Genomic DNA, 22,505 nt, shown 5'->3' on the forward strand with positions numbered 1-22,505 from the left:
TTGATAATATGAACACCATTTTCCAACCTTTCCAAATGAAAAAGAAATTAGAACAAATAGGGGATGATTTCAAGAGTAATCGTAATCATTTTTGATACTTGACACCCGGTTTTTATCCTCATATATTACTTGCAAAGGTTTACCTCATTATTTATTTCAGAAATGGCAGCATTGTTACACAATCTCACATCTCTGAGTTTAAGGATGGCTAAATTCTCATCATAGCAAAAGGTATTCAAAATAAAAAATGGTAAAAAATCATGCCGGCACTGATATGTTTAATTATGATAAATCCCGGCAAAAAAAAAGGAAATAATTATTATGTCACAGCTAAAACCAGATATGAAAATAAAAATCCTGAAATTTATGTGGGTCTACTTCCCGTGGATGCTGGTCATACTTCTGCTTATAATTGGCGGATGTACAGGCGCCATGCTGGCATCCAAAAAACAGCGGCTTGATTATGAGAAAAAGAATGCAATCAAAGAAGAGTCACCCGCTGTAAAAGTAGTAGCCCTGCATATTGAACCAAGGGAATTCAAAGACAGGATCAATCTTCCTGCAACAATTGAATCAGATGAAAATCTCTGGGTAAAATCAGAGGTTTCAGGCCTTGTGGTTCAAAAACTGGTTGATAAAGGCCAGTTTATTAGCAGAGGCCAGACACTCGTAAAACTGGATGACAGGGATTACCAGCTTAGGATTGACAGTATTGAGGCAAATTACAGGCTTGCCCTTATTGATCACAAACGTATTTCTGAACTGGCTGAAAAAAAGATCGCTGCCATTACTGATCTGGATAAAATAGATGCACAGCTCAAGGCACTGGAGTCCCAGCTTAATGAGGCAAAGCTTGCCCTGGAGAGGACAAGAATAAAGGCCCCTATAAACGGAAGACTTAATGAGATAGAGGCAAAAGTTGGCGACTGGCTTGGAGTTGATAAACCTGTTGCACAGATCCTTCAGATGGGCAGTGTAAAGGTTACAGTGGGTATTCCTGAGAGCGATGTGGCCGCAGTTTTTGATCTGAAAGAGGCTGATGTGACTATTGAGGCCCTTGACAACATTACAGTAAAAGGTAAAAAGATATTCCTCTCCAGAAATCCCGGTACCATGGCAAGGCTCTATAACCTTGAGCTGGCTGTTCAAAACCCTGATGGAAGGATATTGCCTGGCATGTTTGCGCGGGTGGACATCGTTAAAAGGAGCTTTAGCGATGCCATTGTCATACCCCTCTATGCTGTAATAACACAGCAGAATGAACGGTTCGTCTACATAGAAAAAAATGGAAAAGTTGAAAAGCGTATTATAGAGCTAGGGTTGCTCTCTGACTGGGAAATACAGGTAACAAAGGGACTCATGCCTGGTGACAATGTGATTATAGTAGGTCACAGGGTGCTGGATACAGGGCAGAGGGTTGATATCATAAGAACAGTAAAAGACCCCAGGGAGATCTTGAATTCATGACATCAATAACTGATATTGCCGTAAAGAAAAGCACTGCTGTCATAGTTCTGGTAATATGCCTGGCTATTGCCGGCATTGTCTCCTACTATTCCATGCCAAGGGAGTCAGCCCCTGATATCTCCATACCATATGTATTTGTGAGCACAGCTTATCCGGGGGTTGCACCTCTTGATATTGAACAGTCTATTACCATACCAATAGAAAAGAAGCTGAAGGGGCTGGAAGGTATAAAAAATATAACCTCATCAAGCGTCGAAGGGGTAAGTTCGATTGTAATCGAGTTTGTAACCGGAACGGACATAGACCAGGTTGTTACAAAGACCAAGGATAAGGTTGACATGGCAAAGGGAGAGTTGCCCTCTGATCTTGAGGATGACCCTGTTGTAAGCGAGATAAACATTTCCGAAATGCCCATACTCGTGCTCTCACTATCCGGCAATGTAGGGCTTGTAAGGATTAAAGATCTTGCCGATGATCTTGCTGATGAGATTGAGGCTGTTCCAGGTGTTCTTGATGCTGAGATAACTGGAGGGCTTGAGCGGGAGATAAGGGTAGAACCTGACCCTTTAAAGCTCGCCTATTATGGTCTTTCTCTTGTCAGCCTTCAGGCCGTAATTGCTGATGAAAACAGAAATACTTCAGGTGGTGGAATCAGGATGGGTGATGGCCGGTTCCAGTTGAGGGTGCCTGGTGAATTCAGGACCCCTGATGAGATATTCGGACTTGTTGTCGGAACCTATGAAGGGTATCCTGTTTATCTCAAGGATGTAGCAAAGGTTATTGACGGATACAAGGAGGAGACCGGGCGGTCTCGATTGAACGGAAAGCCTGCTGTAAATATACAGGTCAAGAAACGTACAGGTGAAAATATCATCAGAATCGCTGACAGGGTAGACGAGATTATTGCAAAACAGTCCAGACTCTGGCCAAAAGGCACGGAAGTAACCAAGCTGATGAATGAGGCCAAAGATATTCGCATGCTTGTGGAAGACCTCGAAAACAATATAATAACAGGGCTTATCTTTGTAATATTCGTGCTATTTTTTGCAATGGGAATAAGAAACGCAATTCTTGTTAGCACAGCGATTCCCCTCTCCATGTTTATATCCTTTGTAATCCTGGATATTATGGGTATTACCCTTAATATGGTTGTCTTGTTTTCACTTACCCTTTCACTCGGTATGCTTGTTGATAATGCCATTGTTATTGTAGAAAATATCTTCAGGTACATGGAGCAGGGAGTTCCGAAATTGCAGGCGGCCGTAAAAGCAACAGAGGAGGTTGCAATGCCGGTTGCCGCATCAACGGCTACTACTGTTGCGGCATTCTTTCCCCTTGCGTTCTGGCCGGGGATCATGGGCGGTTTTATGAATTATCTGCCAAAAACAGTTATTGTTACTCTCATTTCATCTCTTTTTGTTGCGCTGGTAATTAATCCTGTCCTTGCCTCCATTTTCATGAAGACTCCGCAGAATAGCAATTCAGTTAAAAAGAGCGCTGAAGAGGTTGAAAAGGCTGGTGAAGCACCCATTGAGGTCAAAGGGCCTATACTGAGGGCTTACAAAAGGTTGCTTGAAGGCTCCCTTGACAACCGGACCCCGGTGCTCCTGATCTCTTTTTTAATTGTTTGCCTGCTTGTAATGTTATGGGTATACAGGGTCGGGCTTGAAAAATCAGTGGAATTCTTCCCCAGCATTGAACCTGAAAATGTATATATCAATATCAAGATGCCTGAAGGGGCAGACCTGGATTATGCTGACAGGGTTGCGAGGGATATAGAGCTAGCAATATGCAGAGGGGCTGACTATCTGCCCTCACCGGGTGAAGAGCCTACTGATTGCTATAATAAGATAGATAACACCAGAAAACGCACTTTAAGAAGCGGTGTGGAGGTGATGGGTATTACTGATCTCCCTGATATTCAATATATAAATTCACGAGCTGTCTCTGTGCAGGGAGGCGCATCTCTTTTTGAAGAAAACTCCCCGAATCGAATTGGCGTGCAGCTTTATGAACTTAAGGAAAGAACCCGCTCATCATATGAAAATATCGAGCAGATCAGGGAAAGGATCAGGAATGTAACAGGTGGAGAGATAACCTTTTCCGAAGAAGAGCAGGGTCCTCCAACAGGCAGCGCGATAAACATAGAAATATCCGGTGAAAATACCGACATACTTGGAGGTTACGCCCGTGAGATAAGAAATATCTTAGAAAAGATGCCCTATGTATATGATGTGCGGGATGACTATGTATCAGGCTCCCCCACAATAAAGGTCAATGTAGACAGGCAGAAGGCAGCAATACTTGGTCTTTCAACAAACACAATAGGCTTTGTATTAAAGGTTGCCTATAACGGTATGAAGGTCTCCACATTTCGTGAAAACAATGAAGATTATGATATCACCATACAGCTTGGAGATGATGCCAGAAAGAAGACCGATATATTAAGGGAATTGCTCATACCGACAACTCAGGGTCTTATCCCCTTAAGCACAATAGCCAAATTTGAGGTTACCGGAGGTCTGGGGCAGATAAACAGGAAGAATGATGAGCGCATAGTCACAGTTAAGGCAAATGTTGATGAAGACAAGATACCTGGTGCAGTTGTAAGGCGCGAGGCAGAGAAATACCTTGAAAAGTTTGATCTACCTCCAGGGTATAACATAAAATTTACAGGTGAAGAGGATATGCAGAAGGAGGCAGAGGAATTCCTTACCAAGGCCTTTGCTGTGGCTATATTTCTTGTTGTTATAATCCTTGTAGCCATGTTCAATTCGCTGATGCAGGTTACTATCATTATGATTTCTGTCGTCCTTTCACTTGGGGGGGTCTTCTTTGGCCTTACTATTATGGATTACCCATTTGGAATAATCATGACAGGCGTCGGGGTGATATCCCTTGTAGGTGTTGTGGTTAATAATGCCATTGTTCTGATAGATTATACCAACAGGCTTTGTAAAAAAGGCATGGGCATCAGGGATGCAATAATAGCAGCAGGATGCACAAGGCTCAGGCCTGTTCTCCTTACGGCAGTAACCACCATTCTGGGCCTAATTCCGATGGTAACTGGAGTATCATACGATTTTCACCGTATGGAGATTGCATGGATGAGTGAATCAAGCCAGTGGTGGACATCTATGGCGATCGCTGTTATCTTTGGTCTGGCTATTGCCACGGTGCTGACACTGGTAGTGGTTCCTGTCCTCTATTCAACAGTGTATTCCTCTACACTGGCCTGGGAAAGATTTATTAAAAGGATCAGAAAGGCCTACTGGGCCCCATTTTACAGGCTTACAGGGACAAAACCTGACGACCAGTCATTAGAAATTTAGCGTTTTTTAAAAAGACAGCAATCTGTTTACAATTGCTGTCTTTTCTATATGGTAATCAAATATGGAAGCAGTCCTCAAAAAAGAAAATATAACCATTATACTCATTGATACACAGATACCGGAAAATATCGGTGCTGCAGCGCGTGCCATGAATAATATGGGGATAGAGAGGCTGATCCTTGTTAATCCAAAGTGGATTGACAGAGGTAGGATGCTCAAATCCGGGACTATTCATTCTGAGCGGATAATAGACAATATAGAGATAATTAATGACTTGAAGGAGGCAATAGGAAGGTTTGGATATATTGTCGGGACAACTGCCCGGCTTGGCACACACAGACCGGCGATGGCCGCGCCTGAAAGCCTGGCAGAAAAATTAGTTGATATCTCACAGAATAATGAAGTTGCAATATTATTCGGCCCTGAGGATAAAGGGCTCTCAAATGAACATCTTCAATACTGCCACACAATTACCACCATCCCCACATCGGAGTTTTCATCATTGAATCTTGCACAGGCAGTCCTGATTGTCTGCTATGAAATTTTCAAGGCATCAATAATACATACTGACTCAAGCATTCCAAGGCTTGCCAACAGTTTTGAACTTGAGGGGATGTATGCCCATCTGAGTGGTATACTCACAAAGATAGGCTATCTGAATCCCCAGAACCCTGATCTATGGATGCTCTACGTAAGGAGGTTTTTTTCAAGAATGCAGTTACGTGCAAGAGAGGTGCGTCTGATCAGGGGTATATGCCGCCAGATAGACTGGTATACTGATAAAAGGTTAAAAGATATAAAAGGATCTGATGAGTAAAACCAGGGGATGCAGGTTAAAAGATTATCCATAAAACACTTTAACCTTTTGCCTCCATACCCAATTTCTCAATTAAAGGGAAATATGAGTAATTATATTACGAATTTTGTCAGGGGTTGGTTAACTTGTGTTCTCGCTTTAGTGTTGTTTTTTGCAGCAGGTAATGCATATGTGGAACATGGGGTTATGTGCCCTGATCAGGCCTAAAAAGGCATGGGACGTGTGAATTGTCTTGAGCCAGTATTGCCTGACCATCTTCATTGAAGCTATTATGGGCGCAGAAATACCTTAAGAGTGACTATTCTATTTACCTGATTCACTCAGTTTCTCGCTGATTATTGCCCCTTTGTCAGGAGGCATCATGGCCAGGATACCTCCGGCCTCCTTGCCTTTCATATTACCCAGTATACGCACAACCGTATCAATCTGGAGTCTGTCCAGTATATCTGCTGCCTTTTTTGCCTCCATTGAGCTATAGAGTTTTACAAGATGGGCAATCTTGGCATCCTGCATTACCTTTTCTCTCTCTGCCAGGCTTTTTGAATATGCGGTAAGGGTGTTCTGGAGTTCATTAAGTTCAGCCATCCTGGAATCTATCTCTTCCCTTAAGGGCATCAGCTCAGTTTCCATCTTTTTAAGCTCTGCTTCTTTTTGCATAAGCTCTTTTTCCTTTTTACGAAGGCTCTGTTCCAGCGTTTCAAGCTTTCTGTCATCATCCTTTTTAACCTCTGGTAAAATCTCCTGGGCCATGACAATATTAGCGTTTGCAATGGATAAAGGTGAATTTGTGAGGAAAAAACCACTTATCACAATCTTGACACCAAGCAGGACAAAAAAGAGCGTAAGTGTAGTTATGTAAAAATTTTTTTTCAGAGAAAATCCTTTCCGTGTCTTATTATCGCTGCTTCGTTTATTTCCTTCAATTCCAGTTGATTCTGATCGTGAAGCCATTTTTCCATATCCCTTTCTTTTAACTTTTCAAAAACCTTATATTCCTTTGTTTTTTCAAGCAGATTTTTTCTCTTTTGAATCAGGGCCTGCTCTGCCCTGATCCTTTCCATTTTTTTGATCTCAATCTGTATAAGAAGCGCATTTATAAATTCAGAACAATTTATAATATCATCTGATGACATGGTTTCACGCATACGCTTTTCGAGGTCATCATTTGCCTTTCCTGTTTCACCATTCAGGGCGTCTATTTTTTCATCAATCTCCCTCACCCTGTTTTGCGCCCTTGCAAATTCAATGGCTGCCTTTTCCTTCAGGTGGCCCCTGTATGATAGCAGGGATTCGTATCTGAATTTGAATTTCAATTAATAAAGCTCGCTATAAAACCTTGTTCAGCCATTAAACTATCAGTTCCCTTTTGATAAAAGCTTTGTCATCTGAACAACAGATGTCTCTATTGTGCTTCCTTCATTTACATCCTGCCTTAAAAAGCCGTTAAGAGCCTCTATCATTTCAAGGGCATAGTCGGTGTTTTTGTTGTTACCCCTTTCATATGCGCCAAGGTTAACCAGGTCTTCTATCTTTGCATAGTCTGAGAGGATCCTTCTGAATTTATATGACAGAGCAAGATGGTCCCTGTTTACCACATCGCTCATCAACCTGCTTATACTTGAAAGCACATTAACAGCAGGGTAATGTCCTTTTGATGCAAGTGATCTGTCCAGCACAATATGCCCGTCGACAATGGACCTTACAGCATCCGCTATAGGCTCGTTCATATCATCACCCTCCACAAGAACAGTATATATGCCTGTTATAGAGCCCTTTCCTGAGTTTGTGCCGGCCCTCTCAAGAAGCTTTGGAAGATGTGAAAAGGTGCTTGGAGGATATGCCTTGCTTGTAGGCGGTTCACCTGCTGAAAGGCCTATCTCCCTTACCGCCATTGCAAATCGTGTTACCGAATCCATCATAAGCAGCACATCCCTGTTTTTTTCCCTGAAGTATTCTGCAACTGCTGCTGCAAGGTATGCCCCTCTCATCCTTATAAGAGGCGATGTGTCTGATGTTGCGGCTATAACCACAGATCTCTTCAAGCCTTCAACGCCAAGATCGCGTTCAATAAACTCCTTGACCTCTCTGCCCCTTTCCCCTATGAGGCCGATCACATTTACATCTGCCTTTGTAAATTTTGACATCATGCCCAGAAGCTTACTCTTCCCCACGCCTGACCCTGCCATAATGGCGGCCCTCTGCCCCTTTGCAAGTGTATTGAGGCAGTCTATTGACCGCACACCCACTGTAAGTGGTTCAACTATCCTGTTTCTCATGAGAGGGTTAACCGGCTGGGAATAAAGAGGTATTGTGCTCTCTGTTTTTACAGGCTCGCCGCCATCAAGGGGGTTTCCTAGGCCGTCAAGTACCCTTCCGAGCATGTTTTTACCCACATCAATGGTTGCAGTAAAGCTCAGGGCCTTTATTGAACTGCCCGGTTCAACGCCTTCTGCCCTCTCAAGCGGCATTAAAAGGATGTTCTGATCCCTGAAGCCTATAACCTCAGCCCTGAAAGGCTCCTGTTTACCGGATGACACAATCTGACATATACCGCCTACAGGCATGGCAGGGCCGTTACCTTCAATCACATTTCCAATAACCTTTGTTACATGCCCTTCCACTGCCACAGGGCACATGGCGCTTATCCTGTCGCAATACCTGTCAAGGGCTATTTTCATTGCATGCCTCTCTTTACCATGAGGTATTCCTTGTCTATAACCTTGAGCATCTCATCCACCTGGTCATCTATTGTTGCATTAACCCTGCCGAACCCTGTCTCCAGCATGCACCCCCCCTTCCCTATTGAAGTGTCTTCCATAAGCTGGAAATTACCACCTTTTGTGAGCCTTACAAGGTCAGGAAGCATCTTTTTGACCTCTTCCATATCATCAGGGTTTATAATTATCCGCACCTTTCTCTTATCAGTAAGAAATTTTGCAGCTGATGCAATACAGTGTTTTATTACAGCACTGTTTGTCTTTGTCTCTTCGCCTATGATTTTCTTTAACATAAGCTCTACAAGCCTTAGCATCTCTCCCTCAGATTCATGAAATATCCTGATCTTTAGATCCCTGAGTTCAAGGAAAAGCGCCTCATACTGCTTCCCCATCTCCTCCAGCTTTGATTTTTCAAGGTCAAGGCCATCCTTCTGCCCCTGCGCAAAACCCTTTTCATATGCCTCTCTTTCAAGCCTTGCTATCCGTGTCTTGAAATCTTCTTTTGCTGTGGGGTCTTCCTTTTCCTCTATTTCAGGGAGATCCCATGAAATCACAGTGGATTGGTCTGCAACACAAGCATTGATCTGCGATTTTACGCCCCGTTCAGACATAATTTCATCAGCGTGAAATGATTCAATGTTGAACAGGGGTGAAAAATTATCGTCAGAGTTTTTAAACAAGGACCTCATCGCCTCCCTTGCCGCCAAGCACTATTTTCCCCTCTTCTTCTAGTCTTCTTGCAGCCTTTACAATATTGAGCTGGGCCTGCTCCACATCCTTAAGTTTTACAGGGCCCATAACCTCCATATCCTCTTTCATCATCTCTGCTGCACGCTGGCTGATATTATTGAATATCTTCTGTGTCAGATCCTCAGAACTTGTCTTGAGCGCAAGTATCAGCTCATCATTGCTGATCTCCTTCAAGAGCGCCCTTATAGAACGGTCATCAAGGCTGACAAGGTCTGCAAATACAAACATCTTCTGTCTTATCTCATCTGCCAGTTCTTCCCTTACACTCTCTATCTTGTCAAAAATATTATTTTCTGTCTGATTATCAAGATTGTTCAATATCTCAGCCGCAGCCTCAATCCCGCCCTGAGTTGCATGGGTTTCATTTCCCATATCAGAGATCATTTCATCAACAACCTCATGTATCTCTTCTATTATCTCAGAAGGCACATCATCAAGATCCGCTATTCTTATAATAACCTCACCCTGAAGATGCTCAGGGAGCGCCTTTATTATCTCTGCTGCTGTCTGATGTTTCATATTAACCAGGATAAGCGCAATGGTCTGGGGGTGTTCTGTCATGAGAAGGTTGGCAAGGACTATCGGGTTGTAATTGCTCAGCTTCTCGAATGACTTTTCATTACCCTTTGAAAGCAAATCACCAAGCAGTTCATCTGCCTTTTTGGTATCAAACGCCTTTGGCATGGTTTTCTGAAGAAAATCCCTGCCTGATAAACCCATGCTGCCGTCACCCATCTCTTTTGAAAACTCATCCATAACAACGGAGATTGTCCTTGAATCAATCTTCTTTATGGCAGCCATCTCTTCTCCAAGTACCTTGATTTCCCTGTCATCAAGGTGACGGAAGACCTGGGCCGTAAAGTTTTCACCCATTACCATCAGAAAAATTGCTGCCTTTTTCTTTCCTTCCATGAATATCCTGTTCTCCATTTAGCTTACTTCATTAAGCCAGGTTTTGATTATATCAGCAGCAATATCAGGATTTTCCTTTGTTGCCTCCAGGAGTTTTACCTTTTCAGTATATCTTGACTGTAGCTCACCCACACCGTGTACCTCATCTTGTTGAGAGCCTGAGGTAAGCGCGGTCCTTACAGATACATATTCACCTGTCTGACTTAACCACTTTTTAAACGGCTTGATGGCAACAAGAAAAAACAGCCCTACAATCAGCACATTCAGGATCGGCTTACTTGCCTTTTTAAGATATCCAATCCAACCCTCTGATACAGCTTCCGGCATCTCTTCAATGCTCTGTTTATCCATGCTGAAGGCAATATTTGATACTGTCACCTGATCGCCGCGATCGCTATTGAATCCTATTGCATTTTTAACTGAATCCTCAAAAGTCTTCATCAGCTTCTTGTCTCTTGGTTTAAACACCTTTATCGGGTTACCCCTGTCATCAGTGCCATTTTCATATGGTCCATCTATTATTACTGATGCAGAGAGTCGTTTTATCACACCAGATTCATCAATGGTCTGTCTTTCAACCTTGTTGATCTTGTAATGAAGCGTGGAGTTTTCCCTTTCAAGTACATTTGAAGATAATGTGATCCCTTCTGCACCGGTCAGCATTCCCTGGTTAAGAAGGTCGGGAGAACCCTGCGGCAGGCCTTTACCATCGGTCTCCTTTTCCTTATTTCTCTGCTCGCTGAAAATTACAGCGCTGTCAGGATCGTATTGCTCTTCGGCGGTGTTGACCCTTTTGAAATCTACATCAACCGAGACCTTTGCTACCACGTTTTTCATGCCAACAACCGGTCCCAGCATTGTTTCAATCTGCTTTTCATAGGTATCTGCAAGTTTGCGCTGATAGTCAAACTGATCAGCGCTTACATCGCTAATGCCCCTTTTATTCTGTCCCTTTGTGAGTATGCCCCCTTCCATATCAACAATAGAGACATTTTCCGGCTTAAGACCTTTTACAGAACCTGAAACAAGGTTTATGATCCCCTGAAGATGCCTCTGGTCCAGTTGCCTGCCCGGATTAAGCCTTATTACAACAGAGGCGGTTGCCGGTTGCTCTTCTTCTGCGAAAAGAGAATCGCCTGTGGTTACAATATGAACCCTGGCCTTGTCTATGGAATCAAATGACTCGATTGTCCTGGCGAGTTCACCCTGAAGCGCCTGCTGATACCTGAGCTTGAGTTCAAATTCCGTGGTGCCGAAAGTCATGTTGTCAAATATCTCAAAACCTACACTGCCTCCCGTGGGCAGTATGCCTTCAGAGGCCATGTCAAGGCGCAGCTGGTGGACTTTGTCATCAGGCACCATTACAGTTTTTCCTCCATCCTTTAACTGATATGGCACCCTGCTCTCTTTCAGTTTTTCTGTTATTTTTGAGGCATCGGTCGGGACAAGGTCACTGAATAGGACCTGGTAATCAGGCCGGTTTGTATAGGCCAGAAGTGCAATAAACCCGCCAATAACTATGCCAAAGGTTATCAGGAAGGAGATTTTCTTACCTGCTGGTATTGCCTTAAAGACCTCTATTATATTTGCCATGCCTTCTGCCATTTCAACTCCTGGTTATTAAATTTATACTTTAAATTTTGCCGAAACTAAAAACTCATCCTCATTATTTCCTGGTAGGCATCCAGTAATTTGTTTCTGATCTGCAGTAAAAACCGCATGGATATTCCGGCCTTTTCAGATGCTATCATTACGTTATGGATATCGTTATTCTTGCCAGCAGCAAAATCCCGGGTAAGCCGGTCAGACTCTTTCATCTGTGCATTAACATTTGATACAAGCTCTTTCAGCGTATTCTGAAATGACATACCGCTCTCTTCATTTTTTTTACCTATTTTTGAGGGGATCAGGAATTCTGTATTTATGTTCTGGACTTTCATGGTTTAACTCCTATCTGCCGATCTCAAGGGCCTTTGTTGCCATATCCTTGGCTGCCCTGATTGCTGAGGCATTTGCCTCATAAGCCCTGTTTGCATCAAGCATTGCCACCATCTCTTCAACCAGGTTTACATTCGGCAGGTGTACATAACCCTTATCATCAGCATCAGGATGGGTAGGGTCATAGAGCTGTTTAAATGGGGTATCAACAGGTACTATATTCTTCACTTCAACCCCATATATCTTTTTATTCATCGTATTTTGCAACCGCTCTTCAAATGTGCTATTTATTGGAACTGTCCTAAAAATGGCGGTCTTCCTTTTGTATGGGGTACCGTCTGCAGTCTTTGTGGTATTTGCATTTGCAAGGTTCATTGAAATAACATTCAACCTTGTCCTCTGTGAGGTCATACCGCTTGCAGCTATATCCATGCATTTAATTAAATCCATGTTACCTCCTTGACTCTATTACGGTCTTAAGGGATTCAAATTTCTTTGAAAGCAGTCTGGTAGACACCTCATAAAGCAGGTTATTCTGGGACATCTTGGCCATTTCGCTATCTATGTTCAGCTCGTTCGGTTTGCCATATTCCCTGATCAACTTATTGGGGTCATAAGCATCCTCAAGAATTGCCTCATTGCCTTTTATATAACCTGGTTCCAGTTTTACAGGTTTGAGGGTTGTATCATCAATCGCCTTCTGGAGCTCCTTTTCAAAGGGGATTTCCTTCATGACATACCCTGGAGTCTCTGCATTTGCAAGGTTACCAGCGATTACATTCTGCCTCGCAGCCCTGAAATCCAGGGCTTTTGCTAAAAGCCTTGAGGTGCTGTCCATAAACATATTTTTCCCGGATTTTATTGTTTCCATAATGCCTCCTGATTTCTAACAAGTATGCCTGCAAAACAGATACCAAAATCCAGCATCTTTTCTATCTGAATGTATTATACGAAAAACATTTATATTTAAAGGGTGTTACATCAGTTGTTTTTTGTTTTAGATGATGTATATCATTGTTATTATGTATATTATTTGTTTTACACCTGTAATGGGATCATATTGGACAACACTTGAATCTTTTAGACCTTATAAATGAGCGACAAAAATTACATCATATTTCTGCCTTTAAATCTGCCATTTAGCGTCGAAATATTGACGTTTATAAAATTAAAATAGCCTTTTACTGATAAATTAAAAATCCAGTGTCATTATTATTGCGATCATATCGTGCTTAATGCCTGGATTTACTTCTAAAAAGGCGGCTTTTTGCTAATGGCTTTATGTAATTGGAAAAAGAGCTGATCTATGGTTCAGGGTAGTCAGCCTCATATTCATGGAGTTTGTTTCTGAGGGTCCTGACACTGATGCCGAGTATCTTTGCTGCATGTGTCCTGTTGCCTTTATGATCATCAAGGGCCTTGATAATCATCTTTTTTTCCATCTCTCTCAGAGGCACAACCGACTGGTTTAAGTTTACACCTGATACCTGAGCCTCAGCAGGGCCTGCGATCATTTCAATATCTGAGGCGGTTATCTTTTCTGAATCAATAAGGAGAGTGCATCTCTCTATAACGTTTTCAAACTCCCTGATATTACCAGGCCATTCCATTCCTTTAAGACAGGTTATGGCATCACCTGAAAGGGACTTTTTTGAGACATTATTAAGCTGGCAGTGTTTTTCAAGAAAGAACTCAGCTAAAGGGGCAATATCATCCCTTCTTTCTCTTAATGGCGGAAGGATAAGCGGTACAACATTAAGCCTGTAAAAAAGGTCGCTTCTGAATCTCCCTTCCCTGACCTCCTCTTCAAGCTCCCTGTTGGTGGTTGCAATAACCCTTGTGTCAACCGGTATCGCGTATTGGCCTCCAACCCTGTCTATCTCTCTTTCCTGCAAAACCCTTAAGAGCTTTGCCTGAATTGATACGGCCATTTCACTTATTTCATCCAGCAAAAGTGTCCCGCCGTTTGCGAGTTCAAACTTACCCTTTTTTCTGTTCACTGCCCCTGTAAATGAGCCCTTTTCATGACCAAACAACTCGCTTTCAAGGAGATTTTCAGGAAGCGCAGCGCAGTTTACCGCAATAAATGGGCTGTCATTTCTATTGCTGTTTTCATGAATATACCTTGCAAGCACCTCTTTTCCAACGCCTGTTTCCCCCCTTATCAGCACTGTTGAACGTGAAGGAGCTACTTTTTTTGCCATCTGGAGCAGCCTTTCCATTGACGGGTGACTGGCAATAAGCCTCTTTTTTTTATAATCCTGTTTTGCCCTGCCACCCTGCTGCTGCGCAGCAGGAATATAATAATCATCAAGGGCTGCCTCAAGGATGGCCCATAATCTATCAGGAGAGAATTTACCATTAAGATAATCAAAAGCACCAAGCTTGATGGCATTAACCGCATCATCCACGTTTGATTGGATGGCTATCAGTATAACAGGAAGAAGTGGCATCCTGCCCTTTACATCCCTTAGCTGTGAAAGCGCAGATTCGGAATCACCATTGATCTGCCCCACCCAGACCCTTGGTGCGATATCATCTATCTTTTCATTTACATTAAGGTTTTTATCTGAAAGCAGCAGCTTTAACCCGCGGTCTTCGAGCCTTTTCCATATCTCTTCGGGGATAGCCACATCAGATGCTGTCCAGAGTATACTGTTTGATGAATCATTCATTAACTTCTTAATCTTCTCCCATGGATAATACTTTAAGTTGTTTTGACAATTGAATAGATCCCAGTTTAAGCTGGGCCCTCTGCTGCAGTATTGAGTCCTCGCCTCCTTCTGAGATATCCCCGAGCAGGGTCTCTGCCTTACTGTTATCACCTGTCTTTATATAGCCCATTGCCTGCCTGAACCTGATCTCCCAGTAATCCTGGTTGTCAGAGTCATAACCCAGGTCAAACCCCTTTTCAAATGCCTTTACCGCCTGTAAATATTTACCCTCAGCATGAAGGACATTACCCAGCTCTATGTATGATCTGGGCAACAACTCCTGACTGCCTTTATTATCAAGGGCAATATTTATGCTGTTTACAAGGGCATTTCTTGCCTCATTATACTGTTTTCGCCCCTTGAAGTTAATGCCCAGATTCAGATATGCCTTTGCCATATCATGGGGTGGAAGGGTATTGCTGTTTTTTATAATCTGGTTGTAGATATCCTCTGCCTCTTTATTTCTGCCCTTAAGCTGATACATATCAGCAAGACGCATATTGACCATTTGCAGATCATTTTGCTCTATTTTTTCCTTTTTTGCCTTTTCTAGAAAGGTTATTGCCCGGTCTGTATCGTTCATGGAGATATAGCTGTCTGCCAGCCCCAGCATAAAATTGCCTCTTGAATCTATATCTATATCATGGGCATTTATCTGATTATAGACCCTGACAGCCTCATCATTGCGTCCAAGCTTCCTGTAACCCTCAGCCACCTTTACAAGCGCCTCAGGGTTGATCTTATCTGTAATATCTTCCCTGTTTTCATCATAGACAAAGATGAGATCATTATACATCCCTGCATCTTTAAGCCTTTCGATCTCCTTCTCTACAGAGCGTAAATAGAGCCGCTTGGCATCCTTTCGCGTCTCTGTCTGGATAGGTTTAAGGGCAATCTCTTTAATGGTTTTAATGGTTTCAGCATATTCTTTATTTTCAAACAGCTGATAGCCCTTTTCGAGCTGGGCAATCTCGCTGATAGTCTCATCAGTAGATGTCTTGCCTACCTCATCCAGCATGGCGATATCAGAGAAATATTCTGCAAGCCTTAGTTTTGAGATAGATGCCCCTTCAGAACCGGGGTAATAATCAACAACCATTCTGTAATATTTTTCAGCCTCTTTATCATTCTCCTCATTATGATATGTATCACCTATGCGGGATAAAAGCAGATCAAGGCTCTCCTGTTGCCCCCCTAAATTGACTGCCCTGAACAGATGCTCCCTTGCCTCACTGTATTTTTTCAGATAGATATAGTTCTTTGCATTGAGAAGAATGGAATCAGGATATTCAAGAAACAGACCGGGATACATGGTCTCAATCTCATTCAGCTTCTTTTCAGCCTCCTGGTAAAGGCCAACCTTATGATAATAATTACCTATCCAAAGGTTTGCCTCCATCGCATATTTTGTGTCACTATACTGGTCCAGAATGGTTTTAAAATCCTTTATAGCCTTTTCTGTCTGATCGATCTGTAAAAATATCTTACCTCTTGTAAGATAGGCAAGGGGTGTTAACTCAGGGATATCGCGGCTTATGACAATGCTCAGATAACCCAGGGCCTGGTATCCATTGTCCATTTCAGAGGCAACTATGGCCATCCTGATATAGGCAGGCGGGACATATTTTGATTTTTCAAAGTTTTCAACAGCAAATGTGTATGCCCTGATAACCTTTTCACCAATGCCTTTATCGCCCTTTTCCCACTGGTCAAAATAGAAATCGCCGCGCCAGAATGCGATCGCTTCACGCAAAATAGATTTTGGAAATTCATTTAGAAACTGGTTGGCAAGTGTAATGCCCATGCCATAATCGCTTATCTCCTTTGCCTGCCTTATGCGTCCAAGCAGGAATGCCTCTCCAGGGCTTAATTTATCGACATTAACAGTTATATCAGCGCTGGCGGTCAGGGTTTCTTTTAATGTGGGTTTAATATCAGCAGTGATATGGGGCACTGATACCTTCTCATTGGCGGTACTGTTTTTGATGTTGTTCATTGCCACATTTTTATCTATCTTCATGCGCACAATATTCCTGAACTCATTTTTTTCAGGATCATTAATATTGTATTTTGCAGGGGTATCTTTCTTTTCTGTATTATTATCGGATGATAATCTTACCAGTATCTCTTCAGGTCTTTCTGCCATATCCAGCACAAATCTGTTACCTACTGGTATCCATGATATCCCTGTCTGGTCAGGGGCTGAATTGAGGTCAAGTCGAACTGAAGTGGATTTGTCATTTATTTCAGAGACAATGGCGCTGTTTAACCACTTGTCTGAACTGTAATTTCTGGTTTTAACTCTTTCAGATGTGGCATCAATAAAAAGCATCAGGGCATTTGTCTCAGAGTATTCTATCCTCCATCGCGGTCTTTCTAATGTACCAATAACCATCCTTGCTGCATTTTCCTTAAATCCGAACCTGATATCTTTTATTACTGTCCCTGTGTTTGCATTACCGGTATTTTCTGTATCATCAGCAGATTCTATGTTTACCAGAAAAACAGACCTTTCATTTATCCAGCCGCATGTGACCCGGCCATGATATATATCTGTTGTAAGAACGAAATCGGTTTTGGTTTTATCTGCTGCGCTATCGAGGTGAATATAAGGGTTATTTACCAGGCTGGCACCAAACCCTTCCGGTTTATCAGTATCTTTAAAAGAGAGGGAAAGCCAGCCGTTCCCTGAATCACCCAGCGAATAAAAAGGTTTTTTTGCAAGTTTGAACGTATATAAAAATGAGCTCTCCTTTTTAACAGCCTCAAGATCAGAAAGCTTGTTTTTTATGGCCTCGGCCCCGGTCAGACCATGTTGACCAGGAAAAAGCGTAATTATTCCTGCTATAAAAAAATATTTTAATTTGCTCATTTCTTATTCTTGTCTGCTATAGTTTTAAGAAGGTAGATAATCTCTTCCTGCTGCCTGATGATCTGAAGGTTTGTTTCCACCATAAACCTTGATGATACTGATATTTCACGCAGATATTCAGTATCCTTATCGTTGCTGTAGGTAGTTACCCTGTCATCTCTCAAGGATTCATAGAATTCTTTATTTAGCCTGAGGTACACACCATCAGGTATTTTTTTATTTGAGACTGAATCATCTTCTGCAATGCAGTAGAGAGCAATCCCTGAGGCAGTAATGAAAATTAACACTGAGATATATATGACCTTTTTTATTCTGTTATTCATTTTTTATGTCCCTGTGAAAGATCTTTCATATAGTGCTCAATAGCACAACCTATGCCATCCGGTTTTTTTACCGGCAAATAACCCAACTGTTAATATAACATCTTTAATTAATTGGTAATTTATGTAAATAAAGCCATTTTCTTATCTGGCTTTTTAAAATACTCCCCATGATAATGTCAATAAATTGACATTGAGAAAATTTTCAATAGAGCAATAAGTTAAAAAAAGACAAAAATTTGTCAAAAATCTCTTTTTCATTTTCAGGCAGATGTGAAGGTATTTATGCCTGATAATATTAACTGGAACGGAAAATTTTTCATTTTATAATTATTAAGGGAACAATTTTCCTACAATGAGACCAGTGCAGAGTACCTGACATATCCGGCTGATCCATCCCACTTATGTAATTATAGTCCAATCCCACTAGCCAAATCGAAATCGAAATCCAAGTCGTACTATCTTTTACCTTCACAAATTAATGACCCTGTTTCCTGAAAACCTATTTATGGCATTATTATTGCTATTTACATATCAAGGAGAATAAAGGATGAATATAATCGATGTGCTTGAGAAGAAGAGAGACAATTTTTTTAAAATAAGGAATATCGCAACACAACAGGAAGAGCTGTTGTCTGATGATAGTCTTGATGAGTATATCTCATTATGGGAAAAAAGGGAGCAGATCACAAAGGAGATCGATTCTGATCAGAAAAAATACAGATCAGCCTTTGAAAGTGCTGATAAAAGGGAAAGAGAAATAGCAGTGTCTTTAAACAGGGAAATATCCGAGGTAATTGAATCCATAATGGATGTGGATAAAAGGGTTGAAGAGCTTGTAAGAGAAAAACGTGATCTTTTTTTATGTGATATTAAAGAATTAAAAAAGGGTCGTACCGCTGTAAAAAGTTATGAAAATAAGAAAGGGCCTGTGTATTCAAAGTTTATCAAGACTATTGGATAAATAATTTCCATCCAGGCAATTTATTAATTAAAGAATATGGAAAAAAACATTTCTGAGAATAAACAGGGGACACTTAAAGAGTTGATCAACTCCCTGATGCTGGAGATTGAAAAAAAGGATCCGGCCATGAAGGCGCATGCAACAAGGGTTGCAAACCAGTGTGTATTGTTCGCTAAGGAACTTGACCGCCCTTCAAAGGAGATAAACCAGATATATATAGCGGGGCTCCTTCATGATATTGGTATGGTTTTTATCCCGGACAACATATCATCAAGGAAAAATGGCCTCAATGAATCGGAGATGGAATTCATCAAAAAACACCCCATTCTTTCTGAAAAAATATTATCAAAATATGATGTTTTAAAAGAGATTTTACCAGTGATACGCCACCACCATGAGGCCATAGATGGAAGCGGATACCCTGATGGATTAAAAGATGGTGATATACCCATAGGGGCAAAAATCCTGCATATAATAAACATTTATGACAGGCTGATGACCAATGGAAATAATTCAAAGCCATCAAGTGTTGATGAGGCGCTTGATGGAATGAAAAAATTATCAGGGCATACGCTTGACACGGGATTAACCGAACGCTTTATATCCTTCATAAAACCGGATGAAACCAATCAGGATAATAGAGATATAAATTCCAATCCGGCACCTGTAAGGAAAGAACCTGAAAAGCCCCTTGATAATGAGGAGATATTAAAGGGTTCAATAAAAGATATTGTATCCGGTATAATACAAAAATTCAGGAATAATGATTTAAATCTGCCGGTATTACCTGAAGTAGTTAAAAATATCCAGGATGTTATCAATTCCCCTTCAAGCGGTGTGGACAAGCTTGCAGAGGTGATTGAAAAGGATGCAGTGATTTCTGTCAGGCTGATACATGTTGCAAATTCTGTCCTATACAGGGGCGCAGAGAAGATACATACAGTAAAACAGGCTATCCCGCGCATAGGGGCAAAGGAGACACAGAGCATTGTAGCTACAATAGCAAACAAAAGCCTTTATGAGGTCAAAGACAAAATATTTAAAAAAATGATGGAAAGGTTATGGAAACATTCCCTTGCAACCGCATTTGCCGCGAGGAGCATTGCCGGGGAATTGAGGCTAGGGGACACGGAAAAATACTATTTTATGGGCCTTGTCCATGATATCGGGAAGGTATTGATACTTAAGACCCTGGGAGATGCCCACTACAAGGATCAAACCCTGAATCTAGATGACATGATCGCTGAAGTGAGGGCTGCCCATACAGGTTTTGGCAGCTCCATATTGAGAAAATGGGGCTTTGGTGAAGACTATTGCCGGGTCTGTCTTCTTCATTCAGGTCCAAAGTTTAAACCAACTGCTGATAAGGAGATACTTGTCACCAATCTGGCAGGCAATATCGCAAAAAAGGCAGGTTTCGGTGTGACAAGCACACCTGATTCTATTAACATCTCTACCCTTTTTTCAAGGATACTGCTTGGCATTGAACCCCCTTTGGTTGATTCTATTACAGAAGATACTGCCAGGCGCATGAGTGAAACGTCAGATATTTTCCATTAGAAAACTATTATCCTCGTTTTGACTTTCAGAATTCAATACCAAGCGATGTTTTTTTTAAGACCTGTTTTCCATTATCTTCTTTATTATTGGGTGGTTACACCTATATATCATTCCTTTGATATCTTAAATCAATAAATGATAAATTTTTCATTTAAGAATACTTGATTATAATACGATACCGTATTATATTGCGCCGTATTATTTTTTGTCGAACTTAAATGGAGCTCTTTATAGAGGAAACAGCCAATGAAAGATCAAAGATACACTGACATAATAATTGGATCATTAAAGGCATGGCCGGATGAAGACAAAGATATAGTGCGAGAAGGTCTCTATCTCCTGGACCTTCACAGGGAAATAGAGATGGTTACAGATATAATCGGGTCCAAACTTGGCCTTCATGTAAGGCAGATTGAGATACTTGAAATCCTTTATAACCACCCTGATATGAGGTTAACACCTGCACAACTGGCAGATGAGGTGCACCTTACACGCTCAACCATGACAGGAAACCTCGACTCTCTTCAAAAAAAGGGGTTTATTAAAAGGGAATCCCATCCGATTGACAGAAGGATGCTGCTCATAACACTCACACAGGAAGGCATTGATTTTTGTAAAAAAACAATGCCAAAAAGATATGCGCATGTCTTAAGGGTCATGAAAGGCATGTCAGGAGATGAAAGAAAAAATCTCAGTAAAATATACTCTAAATTACTTGGCATTATCAAGGAACTGGCAGAGGAGTAAAACAATTGTTAACCAATAAAAAATCTTTACCTGAATTTTGTTATGGAATTATTATCTTCGCATTTTTGGCTGCAACTACAGGGTGTTCAACAAATTCATTAGCATTACGAAAAACAGAGCTTACTAAATTTAATGATGAAATCGCTCTGAAAACCAGCCAGGTTTTGTCAAAGGATAAAACCTATGACCTTAACTCATGTATTCAAATCGCTCTTGAAAATAACCTTGATATCAGGATTGCAGAGATAAATTCACGTCTGGCAAAATTGGATAAAAAGATCGCCTTCACCTATTTCCTTCCCCAGGTGGATATCACAGCAACCAGAACAGATACGGATAAATATCAGATGCGCTATACAGGAAGCTCCTATATGGCCATGTCTGACCAGGAGACAAGGGTAACTGTAATCAACGGTCAACTCGCCATCTTTAATCCTGAGACATGGTTTTTGTACAGCGCATATAGCAAAGGGGATGATATCCAGGGGCTAATAAACACGAGGGTTAAGCAGGGTATAAGGCTTCAGGTCACTGCCCTTTATCTTTCATGCCTGTCACTGGAATCAGCATATGCAGCAGCAGAATCAGCATCAGCGCAGGCAGAAGCCCTCTTAAAAGAGATGGAGGCCCTGCATAAAGAGGGCATGATTCTAAAAAGCGATCTTGAAAAGGCCCAGGCATTCAAAGCCATGCAGCAGAATAACCTGTCCGAGGTAAAAAGACAAAAAATATATGCAAAGGCAGAGTTGCTTGAGGCCATGGGGCTCTATCCTCTTTCCGAGATAACGCTTGGCGCCCCCCCTTCCCTTTCAATAGATGAAAGGGAGCTCTCTGAGATGATCACTACGGCGCTGCTTAACCGGCCGGAACTCATGGCCGCTGATTTAGGAATTGAGGCCAAAGGCGATTCCCTAAAGATGGCAATATCCGCCTTTCTCCCTAAAATATTTCTTATCGGTGACTTCACCAATAACAGGGACTCATTCTTAAAGTACAGTGACATCTTAACATACGGGGCATCAGGCATCCTTACCGTATTTGATGGATTTGCAAACATATATAAATATAAGGCTGCAAAACAGGAAAAGGCACAGGCAATGGTTGAACGCGAACAGGCTTGCATCAAAATAATGCTTGAGGTCATAAATGCAAAGCAGGCCTTTGATCGTGAGGCGGATAACAGAGAGCGGTTAAAACTGGAGCTTGATTCAGCAAAAAGCAGCTTAAATGAAACAATGTCATTATGGAAAGAAGGCATGGTGACTTCATCAAAAAAACTTGAGTCAGCAACATATTACACATCAATAAAAAGCAATATGGAGCTTGCAGATTACAGGTATCAGGTAGCAGCGGCTACAATGGCTGATGTTATGGGCATAACAGGAAAGGAATAGG

The 22,505-nt window shown here is 41.7% G+C and carries 19 protein-coding genes; 7 read left to right on the plus strand and 12 right to left on the minus strand.

What is annotated here, in order from left to right; genetic code table 11:
- Positions 1 to 321 precede the first annotated feature (321 nt).
- The 3 genes from GX654_10945 to GX654_10955 all read left to right on the plus strand — a co-directional run bounded on the left by GX654_10945 (position 322) and on the right by GX654_10955 (position 5,616).
- Positions 322 to 1,467: an efflux RND transporter periplasmic adaptor subunit gene (locus GX654_10945; protein NLD37373.1), complete on the plus strand. Its 1,146-nt coding sequence runs from the start codon at positions 322 to 324 to the stop codon at positions 1,465 to 1,467.
- Positions 1,464 to 4,799, plus strand: a complete 3,336-nt coding sequence (locus GX654_10950; protein NLD37374.1) for an efflux RND transporter permease subunit — start codon at positions 1,464 to 1,466, stop codon at positions 4,797 to 4,799. Before GX654_10945 ends, GX654_10950 begins: the two co-directional genes overlap by 4 nt.
- 61 nt (positions 4,800 to 4,860) lie before the next feature.
- Positions 4,861 to 5,616, plus strand: a complete 756-nt coding sequence (locus tag GX654_10955; GenBank protein NLD37375.1) for an RNA methyltransferase — start codon at positions 4,861 to 4,863, stop codon at positions 5,614 to 5,616.
- 303 nt (positions 5,617 to 5,919) lie between these two features.
- Here the strand turns inward: GX654_10955 and GX654_10960 are convergent, their stop codons facing one another.
- From GX654_10960 to GX654_11015, 12 genes are all read right to left on the minus strand, one after another.
- Positions 5,920 to 6,567 carry a hypothetical protein gene (locus GX654_10960; GenBank protein ID NLD37376.1) on the minus strand — a complete coding sequence of 216 codons (648 nt, stop codon included), beginning with the start codon at positions 6,565 to 6,567 and terminating at the stop codon, positions 5,920 to 5,922.
- On the minus strand, positions 6,486 to 6,929 hold the full coding sequence (fliJ, locus tag GX654_10965) for a flagellar export protein FliJ (GenBank protein ID NLD37377.1): 444 nt from the start codon (positions 6,927 to 6,929) through the stop codon (positions 6,486 to 6,488). Before fliJ ends, GX654_10960 begins: the two co-directional genes overlap by 82 nt.
- Before the next feature lie 42 nt (positions 6,930 to 6,971).
- Positions 6,972 to 8,294, minus strand: a complete 1,323-nt coding sequence (locus tag GX654_10970; protein NLD37378.1) for a FliI/YscN family ATPase — start codon at positions 8,292 to 8,294, stop codon at positions 6,972 to 6,974.
- Positions 8,291 to 9,013: a hypothetical protein gene (locus tag GX654_10975; GenBank protein NLD37379.1), complete on the minus strand. Its 723-nt coding sequence runs from the start codon at positions 9,011 to 9,013 to the stop codon at positions 8,291 to 8,293. Before GX654_10975 ends, GX654_10970 begins: the two co-directional genes overlap by 4 nt.
- Positions 9,006 to 9,995 carry a flagellar motor switch protein FliG gene (gene fliG / locus GX654_10980; protein ID NLD37380.1) on the minus strand — a complete coding sequence of 330 codons (990 nt, stop codon included), beginning with the start codon at positions 9,993 to 9,995 and terminating at the stop codon, positions 9,006 to 9,008. Before fliG ends, GX654_10975 begins: the two co-directional genes overlap by 8 nt.
- An 18-nt stretch (positions 9,996 to 10,013) precedes the next feature.
- Positions 10,014 to 11,600 (minus strand): flagellar M-ring protein FliF, encoded by a 1,587-nt coding sequence (gene fliF, locus GX654_10985; GenBank protein NLD37381.1) that lies wholly within the window; start codon positions 11,598 to 11,600, stop codon positions 10,014 to 10,016.
- A gap of 44 nt (positions 11,601 to 11,644) precedes the next feature.
- A complete protein-coding gene (gene fliE / locus GX654_10990) occupies positions 11,645 to 11,935 on the minus strand; it encodes a flagellar hook-basal body complex protein FliE (protein NLD37382.1) in 291 nt (96 codons plus the stop codon).
- A 10-nt stretch (positions 11,936 to 11,945) separates the two neighbouring features.
- Entirely contained in the window at positions 11,946 to 12,383 is a 438-nt protein-coding gene (gene flgC / locus GX654_10995; protein NLD37383.1) for a flagellar basal body rod protein FlgC, read from the minus strand.
- A 1-nt stretch (position 12,384) separates the two neighbouring features.
- Positions 12,385 to 12,804: a flagellar basal body rod protein FlgB gene (gene flgB, locus GX654_11000; GenBank protein ID NLD37384.1), complete on the minus strand. Its 420-nt coding sequence runs from the start codon at positions 12,802 to 12,804 to the stop codon at positions 12,385 to 12,387.
- Between the two features lie 433 nt (positions 12,805 to 13,237).
- Entirely contained in the window at positions 13,238 to 14,608 is a 1,371-nt protein-coding gene (locus tag GX654_11005) for a sigma-54-dependent Fis family transcriptional regulator (protein ID NLD37385.1), read from the minus strand.
- 7 nt (positions 14,609 to 14,615) lie between these two features.
- Positions 14,616 to 17,519, minus strand: coding sequence for a tetratricopeptide repeat protein (locus GX654_11010; protein NLD37386.1), 2,904 nt, complete (start codon positions 17,517 to 17,519; stop codon positions 14,616 to 14,618).
- Complete coding sequence (locus tag GX654_11015) at positions 17,516 to 17,842, minus strand: hypothetical protein (GenBank protein NLD37387.1); 327 nt, start codon at positions 17,840 to 17,842, stop codon at positions 17,516 to 17,518. The genes GX654_11010 and GX654_11015 overlap by 4 nt, the downstream gene beginning before the upstream one ends.
- A 547-nt stretch (positions 17,843 to 18,389) precedes the next feature.
- Here GX654_11015 and GX654_11020 point away from each other — a divergent pair.
- The 4 genes from GX654_11020 to GX654_11035 all read left to right on the plus strand — a co-directional run bounded on the left by GX654_11020 (position 18,390) and on the right by GX654_11035 (position 22,504).
- Positions 18,390 to 18,803 (plus strand): hypothetical protein, encoded by a 414-nt coding sequence (locus tag GX654_11020; protein ID NLD37388.1) that lies wholly within the window; start codon positions 18,390 to 18,392, stop codon positions 18,801 to 18,803.
- A 36-nt stretch (positions 18,804 to 18,839) separates the two neighbouring features.
- On the plus strand, positions 18,840 to 20,363 hold the full coding sequence (locus GX654_11025; GenBank protein NLD37389.1) for an HDOD domain-containing protein: 1,524 nt from the start codon (positions 18,840 to 18,842) through the stop codon (positions 20,361 to 20,363).
- Positions 20,364 to 20,609: 246 nt separating this feature from the next.
- On the plus strand, positions 20,610 to 21,110 hold the full coding sequence (locus tag GX654_11030) for a MarR family transcriptional regulator (GenBank protein ID NLD37390.1): 501 nt from the start codon (positions 20,610 to 20,612) through the stop codon (positions 21,108 to 21,110).
- Positions 21,111 to 21,115: 5 nt separating this feature from the next.
- A complete protein-coding gene (locus GX654_11035) occupies positions 21,116 to 22,504 on the plus strand; it encodes a TolC family protein (protein NLD37391.1) in 1,389 nt (462 codons plus the stop codon).
- The last annotated feature ends 1 nt before the right edge of the window (position 22,505 follow it).

The organism is Desulfatiglans sp. (genome assembly GCA_012513605.1).
Taxonomy (GTDB): Bacteria; Desulfobacterota; DSM-4660; order Desulfatiglandales; family HGW-15; genus JAAZBV01.